12 protein-coding genes are annotated in these 17,927 nt (G+C 59.9%); 3 read left to right on the top strand and 9 right to left on the bottom strand.

All coding sequences use genetic code 11. The annotated features are described in order from the left end of the window. Nucleotides 1-17: 17 nt before the first annotated feature. From AC19YR_RS02915 to AC19YR_RS02905, 3 genes are all read right to left on the bottom strand, one after another. Nucleotides 18-2,321 (bottom strand): autotransporter outer membrane beta-barrel domain-containing protein, encoded by a 2,304-nt coding sequence (locus tag AC19YR_RS02915; protein ID WP_500597063.1) that lies wholly within the window; start codon nucleotides 2,319-2,321, stop codon nucleotides 18-20. 324 nt (nucleotides 2,322-2,645) lie between these two features. Next, on the bottom strand, nucleotides 2,646-4,625 hold the full coding sequence (locus tag AC19YR_RS02910) for a hypothetical protein (RefSeq protein ID WP_141234019.1): 1,980 nt from the start codon (nucleotides 4,623-4,625) through the stop codon (nucleotides 2,646-2,648). Between the two features lie 53 nt (nucleotides 4,626-4,678). Beyond that, nucleotides 4,679-6,553 carry a hypothetical protein gene (locus tag AC19YR_RS02905; RefSeq protein ID WP_500597061.1) on the bottom strand — a complete coding sequence of 625 codons (1,875 nt, stop codon included), beginning with the start codon at nucleotides 6,551-6,553 and terminating at the stop codon, nucleotides 4,679-4,681. A gap of 376 nt (nucleotides 6,554-6,929) precedes the next feature. Here AC19YR_RS02905 and AC19YR_RS02900 point away from each other — a divergent pair, with 376 nt between their 5' ends. Beyond that, nucleotides 6,930-7,247, top strand: coding sequence for a hypothetical protein (locus AC19YR_RS02900; protein WP_500597059.1), 318 nt, complete (start codon nucleotides 6,930-6,932; stop codon nucleotides 7,245-7,247). An 87-nt stretch (nucleotides 7,248-7,334) separates the two neighbouring features. Here the strand turns inward: AC19YR_RS02900 and AC19YR_RS02895 are convergent, their stop codons facing one another. The 3 genes from AC19YR_RS02895 to AC19YR_RS02885 all read right to left on the bottom strand — a co-directional run bounded on the left by AC19YR_RS02895 (nucleotide 7,335) and on the right by AC19YR_RS02885 (nucleotide 10,058). Then, a complete protein-coding gene (locus AC19YR_RS02895) occupies nucleotides 7,335-8,609 on the bottom strand; it encodes an ATP-binding protein (protein ID WP_500597058.1) in 1,275 nt (424 codons plus the stop codon). Then, complete coding sequence (locus AC19YR_RS02890; RefSeq protein ID WP_095111140.1) at nucleotides 8,610-9,317, bottom strand: response regulator; 708 nt, start codon at nucleotides 9,315-9,317, stop codon at nucleotides 8,610-8,612. Between the two features lie 132 nt (nucleotides 9,318-9,449). Next, on the bottom strand, nucleotides 9,450-10,058 hold the full coding sequence (locus tag AC19YR_RS02885) for a MiaE family protein (RefSeq protein ID WP_500597057.1): 609 nt from the start codon (nucleotides 10,056-10,058) through the stop codon (nucleotides 9,450-9,452). Nucleotides 10,059-10,286: 228 nt separating this feature from the next. Here AC19YR_RS02885 and uspL point away from each other — a divergent pair, with 228 nt between their 5' ends. Then, nucleotides 10,287-11,150 carry a universal stress protein UspL gene (gene uspL, locus AC19YR_RS02880; RefSeq protein ID WP_095111138.1) on the top strand — a complete coding sequence of 288 codons (864 nt, stop codon included), beginning with the start codon at nucleotides 10,287-10,289 and terminating at the stop codon, nucleotides 11,148-11,150. Nucleotides 11,151-11,220: 70 nt separating this feature from the next. On the opposite strand, the gene AC19YR_RS02875 is transcribed toward uspL, so the two are convergent. Then, nucleotides 11,221-11,691, bottom strand: coding sequence for a DUF1289 domain-containing protein (locus tag AC19YR_RS02875; RefSeq protein WP_095111137.1), 471 nt, complete (start codon nucleotides 11,689-11,691; stop codon nucleotides 11,221-11,223). 397 nt (nucleotides 11,692-12,088) lie between these two features. Between AC19YR_RS02875 and acnB the strand changes: the two genes are divergently transcribed. Next, a complete protein-coding gene (gene acnB, locus AC19YR_RS02870) occupies nucleotides 12,089-14,689 on the top strand; it encodes a bifunctional aconitate hydratase 2/2-methylisocitrate dehydratase (protein WP_095111136.1) in 2,601 nt (866 codons plus the stop codon). Between the two features lie 51 nt (nucleotides 14,690-14,740). Here acnB and AC19YR_RS02865 read toward each other — a convergent pair whose 3' ends face one another. Both AC19YR_RS02865 and AC19YR_RS02860 read right to left on the bottom strand, forming a co-directional pair. Further along, a complete protein-coding gene (locus tag AC19YR_RS02865) occupies nucleotides 14,741-16,393 on the bottom strand; it encodes a SulP family inorganic anion transporter (RefSeq protein ID WP_500597206.1) in 1,653 nt (550 codons plus the stop codon). A 239-nt stretch (nucleotides 16,394-16,632) separates the two neighbouring features. Continuing rightward, nucleotides 16,633-17,913 carry a serine/threonine transporter gene (locus AC19YR_RS02860; RefSeq protein WP_500597056.1) on the bottom strand — a complete coding sequence of 427 codons (1,281 nt, stop codon included), beginning with the start codon at nucleotides 17,911-17,913 and terminating at the stop codon, nucleotides 16,633-16,635. Nucleotides 17,914-17,927: the final 14 nt, after the last annotated feature.

Below are 17,927 nucleotides of genomic sequence, written 5' to 3'. Positions count from 1 at the left end.
TTGTTCATGCCCAGCGCTTACCAGTTGTAGCGAACGCCGACGTTGGCACCCCATGGCTGCTTGATCTTGTCGCCCTGGCTGAAGTCGAAATCGGCATGCACTTGCCACTTATCCGACAGGGACATGGCAACACCGGTGCCCACTTCGAAGCGCGAACCCGACAGGTCGTTGTTGAACTGGTTGTCGTTGACCTGCACGTGGTTGTTCTTGGCGAACTCCTGCACCACTGCACCGCGAATGTAAGGCTGCACCACCTTGCCATCGCTGAGCTCGAAGTTACGGCCCGCGGTCACACCCAGCTTGCCCAGCAGGGAGCGGGTGTCGCCGCCTTCGGCTTTCATGCCGTTGTCCAGGTCGTAGTCCTTGCCCTTGATGACCACGGCCGAGAGTTTGGCAAAGGGTTCGACGAAGTAGTTGTCTTCAAGCTTGATATGCCGCCCCACTTCCGCCGAGGCGCCGATACCGGTGTTGTTGTAGCTGCCCTTGGTGCGGGCGCCGTCGCTCAGGCCTACTTTCGCCTCGTTGTCGAAACGGTTGAGTTTGACCACGCCATCGAAGTAGTAACCGCTGGCGTCGTCCATCCAGGTGGCGTAGGTACCCAGGTAGTAGCTTTTCACCGTACCGGAAGTGCCGTGGGTCACGTCGATGTCCGAGTTGCTATGGCCGGCCAGCACACCCACCAACCAGTTGCCGTCGCCATAAGGCAGCGCAGTGTCGGCACCGATGGAGAAGCCTTGCTGGGTCTGCTTATAGGCCACGCCCGATTGCGCGTCGACGTCCTGCTTGCTGCCATAGCCACGGGCCCACAGGCCAGCGGCGGCGCCGTTGAAGCGCAACTCGCCCATGCGGCTGCGCAAGGTGCTCAACTCGCCGTACCACACGGTCGGCGCGGTGTTGAACAGGGCCAGTACGGAACGGGTACCGGGGCTGATTTCCTTAGTGGTGGGGTCCAGATACCAGTCGGTAGCGCCGCTATTGCTGGCGTTGGCCAACTCGTAGGACCAGGTGCCCACATCCACACGGCCGCCCACCAGGGAGAATTGCGCGTCACCGGCCGCCGTATGCACGACATGCAGCTTTTGCGGGTCTAGCGCGTCAGTCCCCGAAGCGTTGACCAACAGGCCATGGTTACCAGTGGCCTCGCCCGTGACATTGAGGAAATCCCGCTCACCGGTGCCGAAGTCAGCCTTGATCGCGAAAGTGCCTTCACCGGACAGCGAACCGGTGTTCAGTTGGTAGTAAGTCTTGGCCGCGTTCTTGGTCGCCGCAGGTGCGCCAAAGGTCACGGTGCCACCATCCATGGTCAACGCACCTACAGTGTCGTTGCCGGTCAGGGTCCAGTTCGACTGGCCGTTGACGGCCACGGTGCTGACCTTGTCCAGGCGCCCGGTGAACTGCGAGTGATCGTTCAGGGCCACAGTGGCGGTGCTGCCGTCTTCCACCAGCACATCGCCAGTCATCTGGCCCTGGTTGAAGGTCAGGTTGGCGGTGCTGTTGCCGGTCAGTTGCACATTGCCTTCGAGGTGGCTGTTGGCGACGTTCATGGCCGCGGTGGAGGCTTCGCGCACTTCCAGCAGGTTGCCGTTGCTGCTAATCAGGGTCGAGTTGTTGTAGACATCGATGGTGCCCTTGCCACCAAAAGACACGTCGATTGCCGGGCCGGCGACGCCCTCTACGCTGGAGTTATCCAATACCAAGTAAGCGTCGAGGCCCAGCCCTTCGGTATCCGACTCCAAGCGCGCACCTGCGAGCGTGCCGCGAATCTGGCTGCCTACCGCTTCGATCTTGCCGCCGTAGAAACTCAGCCCGACACCGAACTCACCTGTGCCGCTGATCTTGCTATCGACCAGCTTGGCTTCACTGGCACCCCCAACTTCAACGCCGGCCCAGACACCGGTAATTTCGCTATTGGTAATCACCCCCTTCGCACCTGCCGGGGAAGCGGGATTGTAGATAAACCCCAGGCCAGCGAAATCACCGTTGAACACGGCATTGGCGATAGTGGCAGTACTGTTATTGATTTCCAGCGCCGAGTGGCCATTCCTCCCGGTAAAGGTTCCGCTCGTCACATTAATAGCGGAGTTGTTGGTGACGGTAGTCTCAAAAACCGTGCCGCCATGCACATTCAATTGGCCGCCATTGATGACGTGGTAAGGGGCTGCAGGGGTGGCCGCATCAACGGTCTTGGTTCGGCCATCGATGATTTCCGGCGGGAGCTCGGCGTGGGCCAAGGGGCTAAGCAACAATACTGGGGAAAAAGACAACAGCCCGATGGCGCGGGCCAGCGGCAACATAGGACAGGTAAAAGAGGTGACTGACATAGTGAATTACCTTTCGCGGTTCAATGAATACACTTATCTCCGATCAGACGACTCGGAGTCGGCGGCGGAGAATACGCGGAACAAAACACTTCGAATGTAGGAAAAATCCACTACGAGCGACAGAAAACACCCAGAGATACAAAAAATCAGGATCATTCCCATAACAGCCAACTGCAACGGAGTACAGTCCGTATTCCTGCCTTCCAACATTGCGCAGCGCCATGACGCGCTACCTCTACATCCCACTTCATCCACAAACGGCAAAAAACCACGAAAGGTATTTGCCCTTCGTGGCCTTGATTAAAAACACCTAATCCTTTCCCTTTATTTGCATGTATTAATAGAGCCCGGAGCAAAACATGCCTTTCCGTCAGCCCAAACCATTACCACCTCGGTTTCAAACTTATCAGACATTTCAACCCGGCCGTTTATCATCACCGAATAACTAACAGTTGCCTGGCCGTCGTGGGTTTCTTCAAATGCAGCGGCGTAGGGAATGAATAAATCAAAGCCGTCGCGGGCCTCCGCCTGCGTTATATGACGAGGCACAGTAAACGGCAAAGAAGGACGCGGCACGTAATTACCCAAATCATTATCCCACCTTCCACCTTCATACTTGAACGTTAATATATCCCCCGCTTTGAGTTCCGTACTACCTGGAACACTCACTTTCATACCGTACCCCCCCGCTCCCGGCATAAGTTCCAGCTCACAGCAGGTGACAAACCAAACACCGAAATCATTATCAAAAGTGGCACGCGTAAACTTAGGAACGGGAAGAGCAACCACATTAATATAAACATCCACGTTCTGTACAAGCGAAGGATTAAAGTTATCCCCTGTATTCGGGTGGGTAATACGGTACTGAACCTTGACCTCTGGGTCATTGCCCGTTGCCTCTACGAGATCCCAATTTATAAGAAAATTAAGGGCCGTTTCATTGCCAAGCATATGGAGAACCCCACGCCCCAACCCCGGCACCGGTATGTTATTCCAATACAATTGCACCACATCACCGGCTTTAACGCCGGTATAAATAGGAGCCGTCGCTGTCACATCCTGGCCGCGGTCGATATTGATAATTTCATTTTCTACCGTAGATGCACCCCCCCTGACGATAACCGCAGGCAGTTCTGGATTGCCGATTCCTGGGTCGATGGGAATGTTCGGCTCATCTGGAGATTCCGGACCCGGCTTACGTAAATCAACAGCAACCGACGTCTTCTGAGGGGCAGGATACGAGTTAAACCGGCGCACAATGTAATAGCTCACCTCCGAAGTTTTCGGCCCTAATCCTGTACTCGCAACCGCTGAAAACGGCACCTCGACAATAACAGGAAAAGCAGTAATTAATTGAGGCACCTGTAGCAGGTTATCCCATGTAACCATGAGTTCATCAACACCAAACATTGGATTATCATAAGTTTCAAGCACGACACTCACATGGGTATTGGCATCAATATAATTGACTGATCCATCATCGGCTTCCGGTATCCGCAACGGCGGGAGATTTTCCGGAATAGGGTTAATCTGGATTTGAAGATGCGAAGGATCCGAAAAAGGCCCTTCATTTCCAACACGGTCACGCCATTGATAATAAAGAATTCTTGAACCTTCATCGTGGCTATAGATGTCACCACGGTGCAACTTGAATTCCACCTCCTGATCTCCGACCCCACCGATAAAAACCTCTCGAATAAAGGTCCCTGGAATACTGCTGCCGTAGAACACTTTAATACTGTCACCACTTTTTTTATCAGTCGGCAAATCCACTTTGAAGGTAAATTCCTCTTGCGCCTCCAGCAAGCTCTTATTAATAATCCCATTCTGAATTTCCGGAGGATGCTTCATCGCCTCACCGCTGGTACCATGATGGGGAGGAGACTTATCTACATACACTTGAGTCCTGCCATTCTCAACTTCACTCGGAGCACTAGAAGATCCGTAACTTACAAAATAACTCAAGGTGAAGACCCTTTCATATCGCGTCTCGTCAGCAGGCAACTTTAAAGTCTGCGGATACGTAATGGGAGTACGAAGGTTCAGTACGTCACCGTACTTCGTACCGTTGATTGCAAGTTGCACCCTAACATTACGATTGGGCGTCGTACTCCCAGGCCAAACAATATTATTGAACACCACATTCCGTTCGCTTCCCTGTAAAACCTTAGGCAATTTGTTTGGCTCATCGCCGGGTATATTGGGCAACGCACCCTCTATCACCAAGTCCTCATCCGCCAAGCTTTTGCGCCGACGCAACTCACTCAAGGTTTCACGGCCGGGGTTTACTTTTACCTTAGTCATTTCAAACGCTCCATTGTAGAAACAAAGAAACACTACCAACCAATCCGGCCCACTCACACCCGCAGAGGTGGCGTTACATGACACTCATTAGTGGGTGAACACACACAACCGCTGGGCCAGGTGTGATTGATAATGACATGGACATAAGTTGAACTGCCGACCGCCCCAGTGGTTTTCAACAAGCGATAGTAAATAACGGCAGAGCCATTATCCTGCATGGGCTTAATCAACTTTTCCCAATCACTTACAATAAAGTCAAAACCATACTGCGCCTCATGCGCACTCAACTTATGGGGAATTTCGGCATCAGTACCATCGATGGGATCGCTGCCATTGGAGTTGCGGCAGCCCTGCCACACCAAGGTGATGAGATCGTTTTCAGCGAAGCGTACATCCGGCTTGATTTGAACCCTGATACCCTGCCAAGGCCGAGGCACCGTATCACACTCGATTTTATGGAAGAAACTTTTATCCCGGAAAACGGGCTCCTTGAGATTCTCGATAACGATAATAGATACATTAACCGGCGTAGTTAATGACAACTGCTGATTGACACCATTATTAGTGAGGTAGCGCACCGGCAAGTGGGCATTGTTTTTATCCAGCTCTATAAATTCCCAGGCAATAACGAACTCTTCAATAATATCGCCGCCGCCATCTCCGAATTTTACGGTGTAGGTATACACCGGTGTCGGGATAGCGCCCCAATACAACTCAATGGTTTCACCGGGAATCGGGTTGTCATATAGCCTGAGCGTCGCCTTGGCTGGCAGGCCAAAATCGGCACCTGTCAGCATATTGGGGATATTCGAGGCCAGCCCGCGAACCTCGATCAGGGCCAGTTTTTTATTGAGCAGTGCAGGCGCGTCCACGTGGTCCTGGCCGGCAATGGTGAAGTCATAGGGCACCGCGATGGTCGGCGAGGGTGGCGTGTATACCCCATTACGCCGGACTCTGTAGTTCACCATTGCATTGGCCGGGCCAAGCCCCTGGGCGCTGAGAGCAAGCCACGGAACAGGGACCTCCAACGGCAACCCTCCCCCCGTCTCCACGTGGACTTCGTGCAGGGGCGAGCCATCCCAGCTCACTGCTATCCAGTCCTCGGGCTCTGCCGGCAGGTACGGGTCGATGACCACAAAAACCAGGTCGCGCGCGTGTTGGCGGTCAATCAGGCCTCGAGTCGAAAGCGGCACCCACGGCGGTGGAAGGCTGCCAGGCAACGGGGTCAGGTTGACTTGAATGCTGGCTGCATCCGAGGTCTCGGTATTGGTGTTACCTGCCCTGTCCCTGAGCCGGTACTGCGCAAAATGCAGCCCTTGGCCCTGGCTGCGGATCACCGCAGCGTCCAGAAAGAAGCTCAGTTGCTTGTTGTTGACGTCACCCTGAGTCAGGGTGTAGGTGCCGACCGGGACAGGCGTTGCCGGGTTATTGGGATCATCGGTGAAGTAGAAAATGACCACATCGCCAACCTGGGCATCGGCGTGCCACGGGATTTTCAGCCAAACCCCGCCATGATCCACCAGGTATTGCTCGGTGACGATGCCGCCTAACTCATCGGGAAATACGGGTGCTAGGGGCTTCTCGCCAAAGTTTGGGGATTTCAGATCGATGGAAACTCGGGTTCTGAGCGACTCCTTGGGGGCGGCCTCCCACGAGCCAAGACGAACAGTGATAGAGGCTGAGTACGCCCCCTCGGTGCTCAGGAACTCCACAGGTACGTGCATCCGTTGAGGGAAGACCACCTCAGTTATGGAGGGGTAACTCCTGCGAGCCACTTCGCGAAATGCGCCGCCCTGATGTGTGAACCCCAACACCACCCAGTCCGTGCGATTGGGCCCGGTAGACCTTTCCCAACTGTCGAACTCCACCTCCAGGGGGACGAGCGTGGAGTTGCGGTGTATCAGCCCGGTAGGGTCGCCCGGGTCCATGATGGCCGGCACCCGAGGTGGGGCGAACGCGTCTCGGGGGCCAATAGGCGCATTATCCTGGGTTGGGGTGCTGTTGGAACCTTTGCGTGTAGCCACTTCGACCTCCCTCCTTCAGACCCGGGTACTGCGGTGCACCTGGCCTTCGACGATTCGCGGCCCCAGGGGCCTGGATGGCTTTATTCGATACCCTCCACACCCCCCTGACTACTGTCAGAAGTTACAGGTTTTCGTGCCGCTGGTCGGAATTCGCCCTGTTCACAATCAGCCCCAGGAACCCTCGCGCCTTACAGTCTTTGACAGTTTCCCGACAAAGCTCCTGAAGTTTTCCGCCCCGCCCCGCCCTAGCATCAACGCACCCTCTCCTGCGGATGCCGCCATGCCCACGCCCCTGCGCACCCTGTGTTTATCGCTGTATTGCTGTTGTTGGATGCTGCCCGCAGAAGGCCTGCGGGCCGCGGACGAGCAACCACACCGCAGCCCCCAACACGTCGGGCTGGCGGATAGGCAAAAAGAGTGGGATGAGACCACCTTCGGCTTGGCCACCCACGTGGGCGCCACGGATCGGCGTAGGGATCGCGAGGGGTTGCTTCAGGGCACGTCAGCGCGGCACGGCATGGGCTCAATCAAGCCCCGGCCCTTTGCCGGGCCCGGGGGGCGCTATCGCCTCGGCCCGGTGGTCGTGCCCGCCCTGTAGGAAGCGGGCTTGCCCGCGCTCGGGCGCGAAGCGGGCGCACCACCGTCGAGGGGCGCTGCGCACCCCGGCGCGGGCGAGCTCGCTTAACTACTGGTGCAGCCAGGTCATGCGAAACGAGGCGCCACCCCAGGGGGAATCGAGCACTTCGACCTCGCCACCGTGGGACTGAGACACCCGCCGCACCAGCGCCAGCCCCAGGCCAAAACCACCGGTGCGGCGGTCGCGGCTGGCGTCGAGGCGCGAGAACGGCTCGAAGATCTTCTCCCGCCCGGCCAGCGGCACGCCGGGGCCGTCGTCGTTGACCAGCACTTCATAACCATCGCCAAGGCGCACCAGCGATACCTCCACCCGCCGTTCGGCGTAGCGGATGGCGTTGCGCAGCAGGTTTATCAGGGCTCGGGCCATGAAGCGCGGCTCGATGCGCACCCACTCCACCTGGCAGGCGCCAATGGACAACTGCACCCCCGCCGCTTCCGCCTCCAGGGCCACGCTGCCGACTACGCTGTCAAGCCAGCTCTGGGCCTGGATGTCTTCGCGGCTGATGACCGTGGCGCCACGCTCCAGGCTGGCGTAGGTCAGTAGCTCAGAGACCATTTCCTCCAACTCGCCGAGGTCGGCGTACATGTCATTTATGAGTTCGCTGTGCTTGCGCGGGTCGGCCTGTTGGCGCAACTGATCGAGCTCGAACGACAGCCGCGCGATGGGGGTGCGCAACTCGTGGGAAACCGCGTTGGTCAGCTCCCGCTGATGGGCGATCAAGCCTTCGATGCGCTCGGCCATGTGGTTGAAGTGCCCCGCCAACTCGCGCACGCTGGAGCGTCGCGAGAGCTGGATGCGCGCACTCAGGTCATTGTCGCCAAAGCGCTGGGCGCCGAGGCGGATCAACTCCAGGTCGCGCCAATGCGGGCGCACCCAGAAATACAGGACCAGCGCCAGGCACACCCCCAGGAACAAGTACGCCCAGAGATACAGCCACTTGGGCTCTTCGGGGAGTTTGATGCTGAGCAACTGCGCGCCGCCATCGATGTTCGCGACAAACTCGCTGAAGTCGCCGCGCACCACCACTTGGTCTTCGGCCAACAGCCCCTGTTCGCGGGTGCTGAGGCTCAGGTCGCTGGCCCCTACCAGTTCCAAGCGCAGGCCGTAGTGGGGTTGCAGCTCGGCCAGGCGTTGCGCCCGCGCCGCGCCGGTGACTGGGCGCAGTTGTTGCACCAGGCCATAGGCCGGGCCGCGCAGGGCTTCGCGGTTATAGGCTTCGTTGGCTTCGGGCAGCAGCTCGGAGAAGGTGTAGTTGACCGCCATGATGGCGCCCGCCAGGCCGATGGCTAGCACGATGTACAGGCGTAAAAACAGGCGCAGCATCTAGACCTCCCAGGCAAACGGATTGAACAGGTAACCCTTGCCCCAGATGGTCTTGATGCACACCGGTTCGCGAGGGTTGTCGTTGAGTTTGCCGCGTAGTTTGCTGATGTAGACGTCCACGCTGCGGTTGAGGCCGTCGAAGGCGATGCCGCGCATGCGGTTGAGGATGTCGTCGCGCGAAAGAAGCGTGCCCGCCGCACTGGCCAACAGCCACAGCAGCTCGAACTCCATGGTGGTGAGGTCGATCACCTGTGCGCCCAGACGCACTTCGCGGCAACTGCGGTCGATCACCAGGCGCCCGAATTCCAGGGCGCCGCGCACGCTATCCTGGGGCACCTGGCGGCGCTGTAAGGCGCGTAACCGGGCCAGCAACACGGGCGGCTTGATGGGTTTGATGACGTAGTCGTCGGCGCCGGACTCCAGGCCCAGGATGTGGTCCAGGTCATCTTCCTTGGCGGTGAGGATGACAATCGGAATGTCGGAAATGGCACGGATCTCGCGGCACACATGCAGGCCGCTTTGCCCCGGCAGCATCAGGTCGAGCACCACGACCCGGGGCTTGAACTCCAGAAAGGCCGCCAGCGCCACGTCACCGCGGTGCACGGCCCTCACCTCAAAACCATGCTGGGTGAGAAAGTGCGCGATCAACGCCGCCAAGCGCTCGTCGTCCTCCACCAGCAGGACTTTGCCAACTCCCAGGTTTTCCATAACGCCCAACCACAGCCCTTGATCCGAAGAGGCTGCAGTATAAGGGTCAACGCTTGGCAAAATGCCGTCGGCATTGGCCAAAACGGCGTGGGTTGCCGGGTTTGGCCATAACTTTCATGTTTTTAAGAGTTTTTAACAGTTGCCCGGCACGCCGCTGTGGAAGCGGAACTCGACGTCGGGCGACTCGATCAGCTCCCGTTCGGCGGCCCGCACCCGCTCGATGACCTGGGCGATGTCGGCCGCGTCGCCGTACTGGTAGGCCAGTTTCAGATAGCCCTGGAAGTGCCGCGCTTCACTCTTGAGCAGGCCGAAGTAGAACGTGCCCAGCTCTTCGTCCAGGTGCGGCACCAGGGCCTCGAAACGCTCGCAACTGCGGGCCTCGATAAACGCGCCCACCACCAGGGTATCCACCAGTTTCACCGGCTCGTGACTGCGCACCACTTTGCGCAGGCCCGAGGCGTAGCGCCCGGCCGACAACTGGCGCAAGCCGATCTTGCGTTTTTTCATCAGGCGCATGACCTGCTCGTGGTGCACCAGCTCTTCACGGGCCAGGCGCGACATCAGGTTTATCAAGTCGACATGGCTGTGGTACTTGGCGATCAGGCTCAGGGCGGTGCTGGCGGCCTTGAATTCGCAGTTCTTGTGGTCGATGAGCAGGGTTTCCTGGTCCGCCAGCGCTGCTTGCACCCAGGCATCCGGCGTGCGGCAGCCGAGAAATTCGTGGATCTCGGGCAGGATCATTGAGCCACCTGCGTCAGAAAAGATACGGGGCAAGGCAGGGCAGCGGCGACGTCAAGAATCGGCAACATGGGGCTCACGCAGTAGGGGTTCACGGGCAAAGGCGCCGATTATACCGGCCGGGCCGCAGACCACCAGCGGCCGGGCTTGATGTGTATCAACATCCGGATGCGCGCGCAGCATCTATAGTTGCTGCACTAACGTCCTGTCACTTTTCTGGAGAACCCGACCATGCAAGCCATCCGCAGCATCCTGGTGGTCATTGAGCCCACACCGGCCGAGAGCCTGGCACTTAAACGCGCCAAGTTGATTGCTGGCGTCACCCAAGCCCATCTGCATCTGCTGGTGTGCGACAAAAAACATGACCACGGCGCGCTCCTGGCCGTACTCAAGGCCCGCCTGGTGGAAGAAGGCTATAGCGTCACCACCGAACAGGCGTGGAAGGAAAGCCAGCACGAAACCATCATTGACGTGCAACAAGCCGAGGGCTGCGGGCTGGTCATCAAGCAGCATTTCCCCGACAACCCGCTGAAAAAAGCCCTGCTGACTCCGGCCGACTGGAAACTGCTGCGCTACTGCCCCACCCCGGTGCTGCTGGTCAAGACCGCGACGCCGTGGACCGGCGGCACCATCCTGGCGGCCGTGGACGTGGGCAACACCGACGGCGAGCACCGCACCCTGCACAGCTGCATTGTTGACCATGGCTTCGACATCGCCTCCCTGGCCAAAGCCAAGTTGCACGTCATCAGCGCCCACCCTTCGCCCATGCTGTCGGCGGCGGACCCGGTGTTCCAACTCAAGGAAACCATCGAAGCCCGCTATCGCGAGCAGTGCCGCGCGTTCCAGGCCGAGTTCGATATCGATGACGACCACCTGCACATCGAGGAAGGCCCGGCCGATGTGCTGATCCCCCACAACGTCAACAAGCTGGACGCCGCGGTGCTCATCATCGGCACCGTGGCCCGCACAGGGTTGTCCGGCGCGCTGATCGGCAACACCGCCGAAGTGGTGCTCGACGCCGTGAACTGCGACGTGCTGGTGCTCAAGCCTGAGGACGTGATGGGGCATCTGGAGGAGGAAGTGGCCCGCCACTAGCAAGTGCGGTGCCAAGCAGGCAAACCACGGGGGCAAGCGTCGCGACGCTTGCCCCCGTTGCGTTCAAGGCTCAGCGCGCAAGAGCATCCTTGAGAAAGCCCGGGGCGATGTAACGCTCGTAGTGGGCCTCGGAGAGCAGGAAAAATTCCCGGTCGATGGCATCGCGCAGCTCCGGCAGGTTCCAGTCGCGAAACTCCGGCAGCAGCACCATCCCGTAGGCATCCAATTGATTGATGACCCGCGCACCGCGGGCGATCAACTGGTAGGCCCAGCAGTACTCGGACTGATGGGGCACGAAGCGGATCTTGCGCTGTTCCAGCTGCGAACGCAGGCAAGCGGCGTCGAAAACCTCCAACTTGGAGGCCATCACCTGCACCAGCAGTTGCTCCAGGCGCAGCCACACCGCGCGTTTCTCTTCCTCGTTGTAGCCGTTCCAGTGGATCACTTCGTGGTGGAAACGCTTGCAGCCACGGCACACCAAATCACCGTAAACAGTGGAGCAGAGGCCGACGCAGGGGGTCTTGATGGTCTGATTGGGCATAGGTAGGCAGGACGCGGGGAAGCAAAACAGGTCGGCATGTTAGCCCTTTGTCTAACATTCATCACCCCTCAAACTTGAGGGCCTAACTTACCTTTAGATTTTTTTTGCCGTAGAATCGGCCAGCCTTTTAAGGCGCCAATAGTCCGTTAGAAGCTGTTTTCAAAGCGTCACGAGCACAGTTGATCCTAAAGAACGGTGTTGGCGAGGAGTCTTTCCAGCGGGGAAAGCTCTGCGCCAACCCTCATCAGCCCGTTCGGCAGGCGTAAAACTTTGAAAGCAGCTTCTGTGAGGAATACCGGTAGCGCAGGCTTTGCGGCCCAAAAAGCCCCCAGGCGCTGCGCACCGGCTATTTCTGGATGAGCGTCCCGGACCGGGACCACTGATGAGGGTAATAACTGTGCTTGAAGCCTACCGCAAACATATCGAAGAGCGCGCCGCCCTGGGTATCGTTCCCCAGCCGCTTAACGCCGAACAAACTGCAGGCCTGGTCGAGCTGCTGAAAAATCCCCCCGCTGGCGAAGAAGCTTTCCTCGTTGACCTGATTACCAACCGCATTCCACCAGGCGTTGACGAAGCTGCCTACGTCAAGGCTGGTTTCCTGTCGGCCCTGGCCAAGGGCGAAGCCACTTCCCCGCTGATCGACAAAAAGCGTGCAGTCGAGCTGCTGGGCACCATGCAGGGCGGCTACAACATCGTCACCATGGTCAACCTGCTGGACGACGCCGAACTGGCGCCCGTGGCCGCAGCCCAGCTCAAGCACACCCTGCTGATGTTCGATGCGTTCCACGACGTCGCGGAAAAAGCCAAGAACGGCAACACCCACGCCCAAGGCGTGCTGCAATCCTGGGCTGACGGCGAATGGTTCAAGAACCGTCCGACCCTGGCTGACAAGATCAGCCTGCGGGTGTTCAAGGTCACCGGCGAAACCAACACCGACGACCTGTCCCCTGCCCCGGACGCCTGGTCGCGCCCCGACATCCCGCTGCACGCCCTGGCCATGCTGAAAATGGCCCGTGACGGCATCGTGCCGGACGAGCAAGGCGTGACCGGCCCGATGAAGCAGATCGAAGAAATGCGCGGCCAGGGTTTCCCTATCGCCTACGTCGGTGACGTGGTCGGTACCGGTTCCTCGCGTAAATCGGCAACCAACTCGGTGCTGTGGTTCTTCGGCGACGACGTGCCTTACGTGCCGAACAAGCGCGCTGGCGGCTTCTGCTTCGGCAGCAAGATCGCTCCGATCTTCTACAACACCATGGAAGATGCTGGCGCACTGCCGATCGAATTCGACGTTTCCAACATGCACATGGGCGACGTGATCGACCTGTACCCGCACGCTGGCAAAGTCACCAAGCACAACAGCGATGAAGTGCTGACCACCTTCGAAATGAAGACCCCGGTCCTGCTCGACGAAGTCCGTGCTGGCGGCCGTATCCCGCTCATCATTGGCCGTGGCCTGACCGAGAAGGCCCGTACCGAACTGGGTCTGCCACCATCGGACCTGTTCAAGAAGCCAGAAGCCCCGGCGCAAAGCACCAAGGGTTTCACCCTGGCGCAGAAAATGGTCGGCAAGGCCTGCGGCGTGACCGGCGTACGCCCCGGCACCTACTGCGAACCGAAGATGACCACCGTCGGTTCCCAGGACACCACGGGCCCGATGACCCGCGACGAACTGAAAGACCTGGCGTGCCTGGGCTTCTCCGCCGACCTGGTGATGCAGTCCTTCTGCCACACCGCGGCGTATCCAAAGCCGATCGACGTGACCACCCACCACACCCTGCCTGACTTCATCATGACCCGTGGCGGCGTGTCCCTGCGCCCGGGCGACGGCATCATCCACAGCTGGCTGAACCGCATGCTGCTGCCGGACACCGTCGGCACCGGCGGCGACTCCCACACCCGTTTCCCAATGGGCATTTCGTTCCCGGCCGGTTCCGGCCTGGTAGCGTTCGCCGCCGCCACTGGCGTGATGCCACTGGACATGCCGGAATCGATCCTGGTGCGCTTCAAAGGCAAGATGCAACCGGGCGTCACCCTGCGTGACCTGGTGCACGCCATTCCTTACTACGCGATCCAGGCTGGCCTGCTGACCGTAGAGAAGAAAGGCAAGAAGAACGCCTTCTCCGGCCGCATCCTGGAAATCGAAGGCTTGGACAACCTGAGCATCGAACAGGCTTTCGAGCTGTCCGACGCCTCGGCCGAACGTTCGGCTGCCGGTTGCACCATCAAGCTGTCCAAAGAGTCCATCACCGAGTATCTGAGCTCCAACATCACCCTGCTGCGCTGGATGATCGGCGAAGGCTACGGCGATGCGCGCACCCTGGAACGTCGCGCTCAAGCGATGGAAGCCTGGATCGCCAACCCGGAACTGATGGTGGCCGATGCCGACGCCGAATACGCCGAAATCATCGAAATCGACCTGGCCCAGATCAAGGAGCCAGTTCTCTGCGCACCTAACGACCCGGACGACGCCCGCCTGCTGTCCAGCGTGGCTGGCGAGAAGATCGACGAAGTGTTCATCGGTTCGTGCATGACCAACATCGGTCACTTCCGCGCTGCCGGTAAGTTGCTGGAGCAGGTCAAGGGCCAGTTGCCAACTCGCCTGTGGCTGTCGCCGCCGACCAAGATGGACGCTCACCAACTGACCGAAGAAGGCTACTACGGCATCTACGGCAAGGCTGGCGCGCGCATGGAAATGCCGGGCTGCTCGCTGTGCATGGGTAACCAGGCACGGGTTGAGCCGAACGCCACAGTGGTCTCCACTTCCACCCGTAACTTCCCGAACCGTCTGGGCGACGGCGCCAACGTCTACCTGGCTTCGGCCGAGCTGGCGTCGGTGGCCTCGATCCTGGGTCGCCTGCCGACCGTCGAGGAATACATGGTCTACGCGAAGGAAATCGACACCATGGCCAGCGATGTCTATCGCTACCTGAGTTTCGACCAGATCGCCGAGTTCCGTGAAGCCGCAGCGAATGCCAATATCCCGGTCATTCAAGCCTAAGGCTTAACCGCTGTAGAAAACGCCGCGCACCGCCAGGTACGCGGCGTTTTTTTATGCCTGGCGTTTGAGCGCTGCCTGCACCGCATCGTCCACGCTCAGGCCACTGAGCATCACACCGTCGCGCTCGGCCTCGGGCAAGGCGAGCAGGCCCTGTTTGGCCCGGTGCTTGAGCCGCGCCAGCACCAGGTGCTTGCCCTCCTCGCCGACCCGGGCGAAGAACTCGGCCAGGGCCTCGATACTGGTGCCATCAAGGTTGGAGGACTCCTCAAGGCTGAGAATCACCGTGTGTACCGGTTCGGGCGTGTGGCGGATCAGGCGCAGGGCATTGCCCAGGATGCGCTCCACATTGGCGAAGAACAGCTGCTCCCCCGGCCGCAGCACCAGCACCCCCGGCACTTCCCGCGCCTGCGGGTGGCGGCCGAGGTCAACGTAATCATGGCCGCCCCCCATCTGCCCCAGGGCCTGGATATCCGCCGCCGACATCTGCCGCAGCATCAGTACCACGCTGATCGCCACGGCCATCAGCAGACCATCCAACACCCCCAGCACCAACACCGCCACCACCGCGCAGATCACCAGCAAGCGATCGCGGCGCCAGACGAAGTAGCGCCCCAGCGGCTTGAGGCTCAAGCCTCGGGACAGCGCGTGGATGACCACGGCGGCCAGCACCGGCTCCGGTGTCAGGGCGATCCACGGCAGCATCGTCAGCACGATGAACAACACCACCAGGGCCGCCACCGCGCCGGCCAGGCGCGACGTCGCCCCGGCCGCTTCATTGGCCGAGGTCACCGAGTACCCGGCGCCCACCGGCATGCCATGGAACAGCCCGGACAGCAGGTTACCGGCGCCCAGCGCCCACAAGTCACGGTTCGAGGACACCCGGTCACCGTGTTTGAGGGCGAAGGCGCTGATGGAGCCATAGGACTCGGCGTACAGAATCATCACCATGGCAAAGCCCAGCTCGCCGAGGCGCAACCAGTCAAAAAATGGCAATACCGGCAGGGAAGGCACCTCCAGGCTCAGCTCGATCACCCCGATCAACTTCACGCCGTGGGCCGGTAAATCCAGCCAACGCCCCGCCGCAATGCCCGCCATCAACACCAGCAAGCCCCCTGGCAGGCAGCGCACCCGGGCGAACAGCCATAACAGCGCCAACGCCACCCCGGCCACCGCGGCCCCGGCCCAGTTCCACTGCGGCCATTGCTCCAGCAGTTGCGGCAGGAACCGCACCAGGTTGCCGTTGCTCAACGGCACATCAACGATGCTCGCCACTTGTTTGAGGATGATGGTCAGCGCCAGGCCAAAGGCGAAACCGCGCAGCACCGGTTTGGCGATGAACGCCGTGACGCTGCCCAACTTGAGCAGCCCGGCCAGCAGGAAAAACACCCCCGTCACTAGCACCAAGGCCACCGCCAAGGTCATGCGCAATGCCGGATCGCCACCGGCCAAGCTCGCCGTCGCCGCCGCCAGCACCGCCGCCGAAGACGACGTGGCGCAGACAATGGCAAAACGACTGCCACCAAACAGGCCATAGCACAGCAACCCGGCAAACAAGGCGATCACCCCGGCCTGGGGCGGCAACGCAGCGATGGTCGAATAGGCCACGGCCTCGGGCAGCAGCAACCCGGCCACCGACAAACCGGCCAGCAAATCGCCGAGGCGGCGCTGACGCACGGTCGCAGGAGGATGGGCAACGGGTAACAAGGTGGTGGGTTTGGGCGGGGTCGACACGCTGGGGGGACGCCTGGCTGGAAGGTGACTAAAACCACCCAGCATAGCGGCTTACGGCCACTAGGCGTTGATGCTCATCAACCGTTGCGCAGGATGTGGGTGTCAGCTGTGGCGAGGTTGCTCGCGATGGCGGTCTTTCATTGAACATAGATGTCGGCTGAAAGGGCGCTATCGCGAGCAGGCTCACTCCCACAGAGTGGTGGGAATATTGCTTACGCCGTTAACGAATAAATCAACGCCGAAATCGCCACCAACCCCACCAGGGTCACGAACACGTTGGACGCCTGGCCACGGTACTTGGCCATGGCCGGCACCTTGCGGATGGCGTACATCGGCATCAAGAACAGGATGGCGGCGATGATCGGCCCGCCCAGGGTTTCGATCATGCCCAGAATGCTCGGGTTGAGCGTGGCCACGATCCAGCACACCACCAGCATGAACGCTGCGGTCATGCGGTCCAGGGTCTTGGGCGCCGGGCGTCGGCCGCTCTTGACGATCAGGCCCTTGAGGCCTTCGCTGGCGCCGATGTAGTGGCCCAGGAACGACTTGGAAATGGCCACGAAGGCAATCAAGGGCGCAGCGAAAGCGATGGTCGGGTTGCTGAAGTGGTTGGCCAGGTACGACAGGATCGACAGGTTCTGCGCCTTGGCCTCGGCCAATTGCGCCGGCGACAGGGTCAGCACGCAACTGAACACGAAGAACAGCACCATCGCCACCATTAACAGGTGGGCGCGGGACAGGATCTGCGAACTGCGCGGCTCGGCCTGGGCGCCATAGCGGCGCTTTTGATCCACCGCGAACGCCGAGATGATCGGTGAATGGTTGAACGAGAACACCATCACCGGAATCGCCAGCCACAGGGTGTGCAGCAGCGCCGAGGGCGCAGGCACGGTGGAGGCAGTCTCCAGGATGCCGCCATTCCAGTGGGGAACGAGAAAAACCGCCAGAAACAGCAGCGCGACAATAAACGGATAAACCATCAGGCTCATGGCTTTGACGATCACCTCCTCGCCGCAGCGCACCACTGCCAGCAGGCCGAGAATCAGCACAAACGACAGCACCGCCCGGTGCGGCGGCATGATGTGCAACTGATGCTCCATGAAGCTGCCCACGGTGTTGGTCAGCGCGACGCTGTAGATCAGCAGGATCGGGAAAATCGCAAAGAAGTACAGCAGGGTAATCAGTGCGCCGGCCTTGATGCCGAAATGCTCCTCAACCACCTCAGTAATGTCAGAGCCCTCACGGCCCGACAGCACGAACCGGGTCAAGCCACGGTGCGCGTAAAAGGTCATGGGGAAGGCCAGCAGCGCGAGGATCAGCAACGGCCAGAAACCGCCCAGGCCAGCGTTGATCGGCAAAAACAGGGTGCCGGCGCCGATGGCCGTCCCAAACAGACCCAACATCCACGTGGTGTCCTGGCGATTCCAGGCACTGATGCTGACAGGTAAAGCCGCGTCAAACGGTGGGTTGACGCTATTGGCTTGATCTTTCATCCGGTCGGATCTCC

Source organism: Pseudomonas sp. MF08817 (assembly GCF_059862705.1).
Note: the sequence above shows the minus strand (reverse complement) of the source record. Positions and strands in the feature narration are given on the sequence as shown.

What these genes read in the sequence shown, in the direction of transcription:
- AC19YR_RS02885 (WP_500597057.1), bottom strand. Translation starts at nt 10,058, where the DNA reads ATGATCCTGCCCGAGATCCACGAATTTCTCGGCTGCCGCACGCCGGAT.
- AC19YR_RS02890 (WP_095111140.1), bottom strand. Translation starts at nt 9,317, where the DNA reads ATGGAAAACCTGGGAGTTGGCAAAGTCCTGCTGGTGGAGGACGACGAG.
- AC19YR_RS02905 (WP_500597061.1), bottom strand. Translation starts at nt 6,553, where the DNA reads ATGGACCCGGGCGACCCTACCGGGCTGATACACCGCAACTCCACGCTC.
- AC19YR_RS02915 (WP_500597063.1), bottom strand. Translation starts at nt 2,321, where the DNA reads ATGTCAGTCACCTCTTTTACCTGTCCTATGTTGCCGCTGGCCCGCGCC.
- AC19YR_RS02875 (WP_095111137.1), bottom strand. Translation starts at nt 11,691, where the DNA reads ATGCCCAATCAGACCATCAAGACCCCCTGCGTCGGCCTCTGCTCCACT.
- AC19YR_RS02900 (WP_500597059.1), top strand. Translation starts at nt 6,930, where the DNA reads ATGCCCACGCCCCTGCGCACCCTGTGTTTATCGCTGTATTGCTGTTGT.
- AC19YR_RS02860 (WP_500597056.1), bottom strand. Translation starts at nt 17,913, where the DNA reads ATGAAAGATCAAGCCAATAGCGTCAACCCACCGTTTGACGCGGCTTTA.
- uspL (WP_095111138.1), top strand. Translation starts at nt 10,287, where the DNA reads ATGCAAGCCATCCGCAGCATCCTGGTGGTCATTGAGCCCACACCGGCC.
- AC19YR_RS02895 (WP_500597058.1), bottom strand. Translation starts at nt 8,609, where the DNA reads ATGCTGCGCCTGTTTTTACGCCTGTACATCGTGCTAGCCATCGGCCTG.
- AC19YR_RS02910 (WP_141234019.1), bottom strand. Translation starts at nt 4,625, where the DNA reads ATGACTAAGGTAAAAGTAAACCCCGGCCGTGAAACCTTGAGTGAGTTG.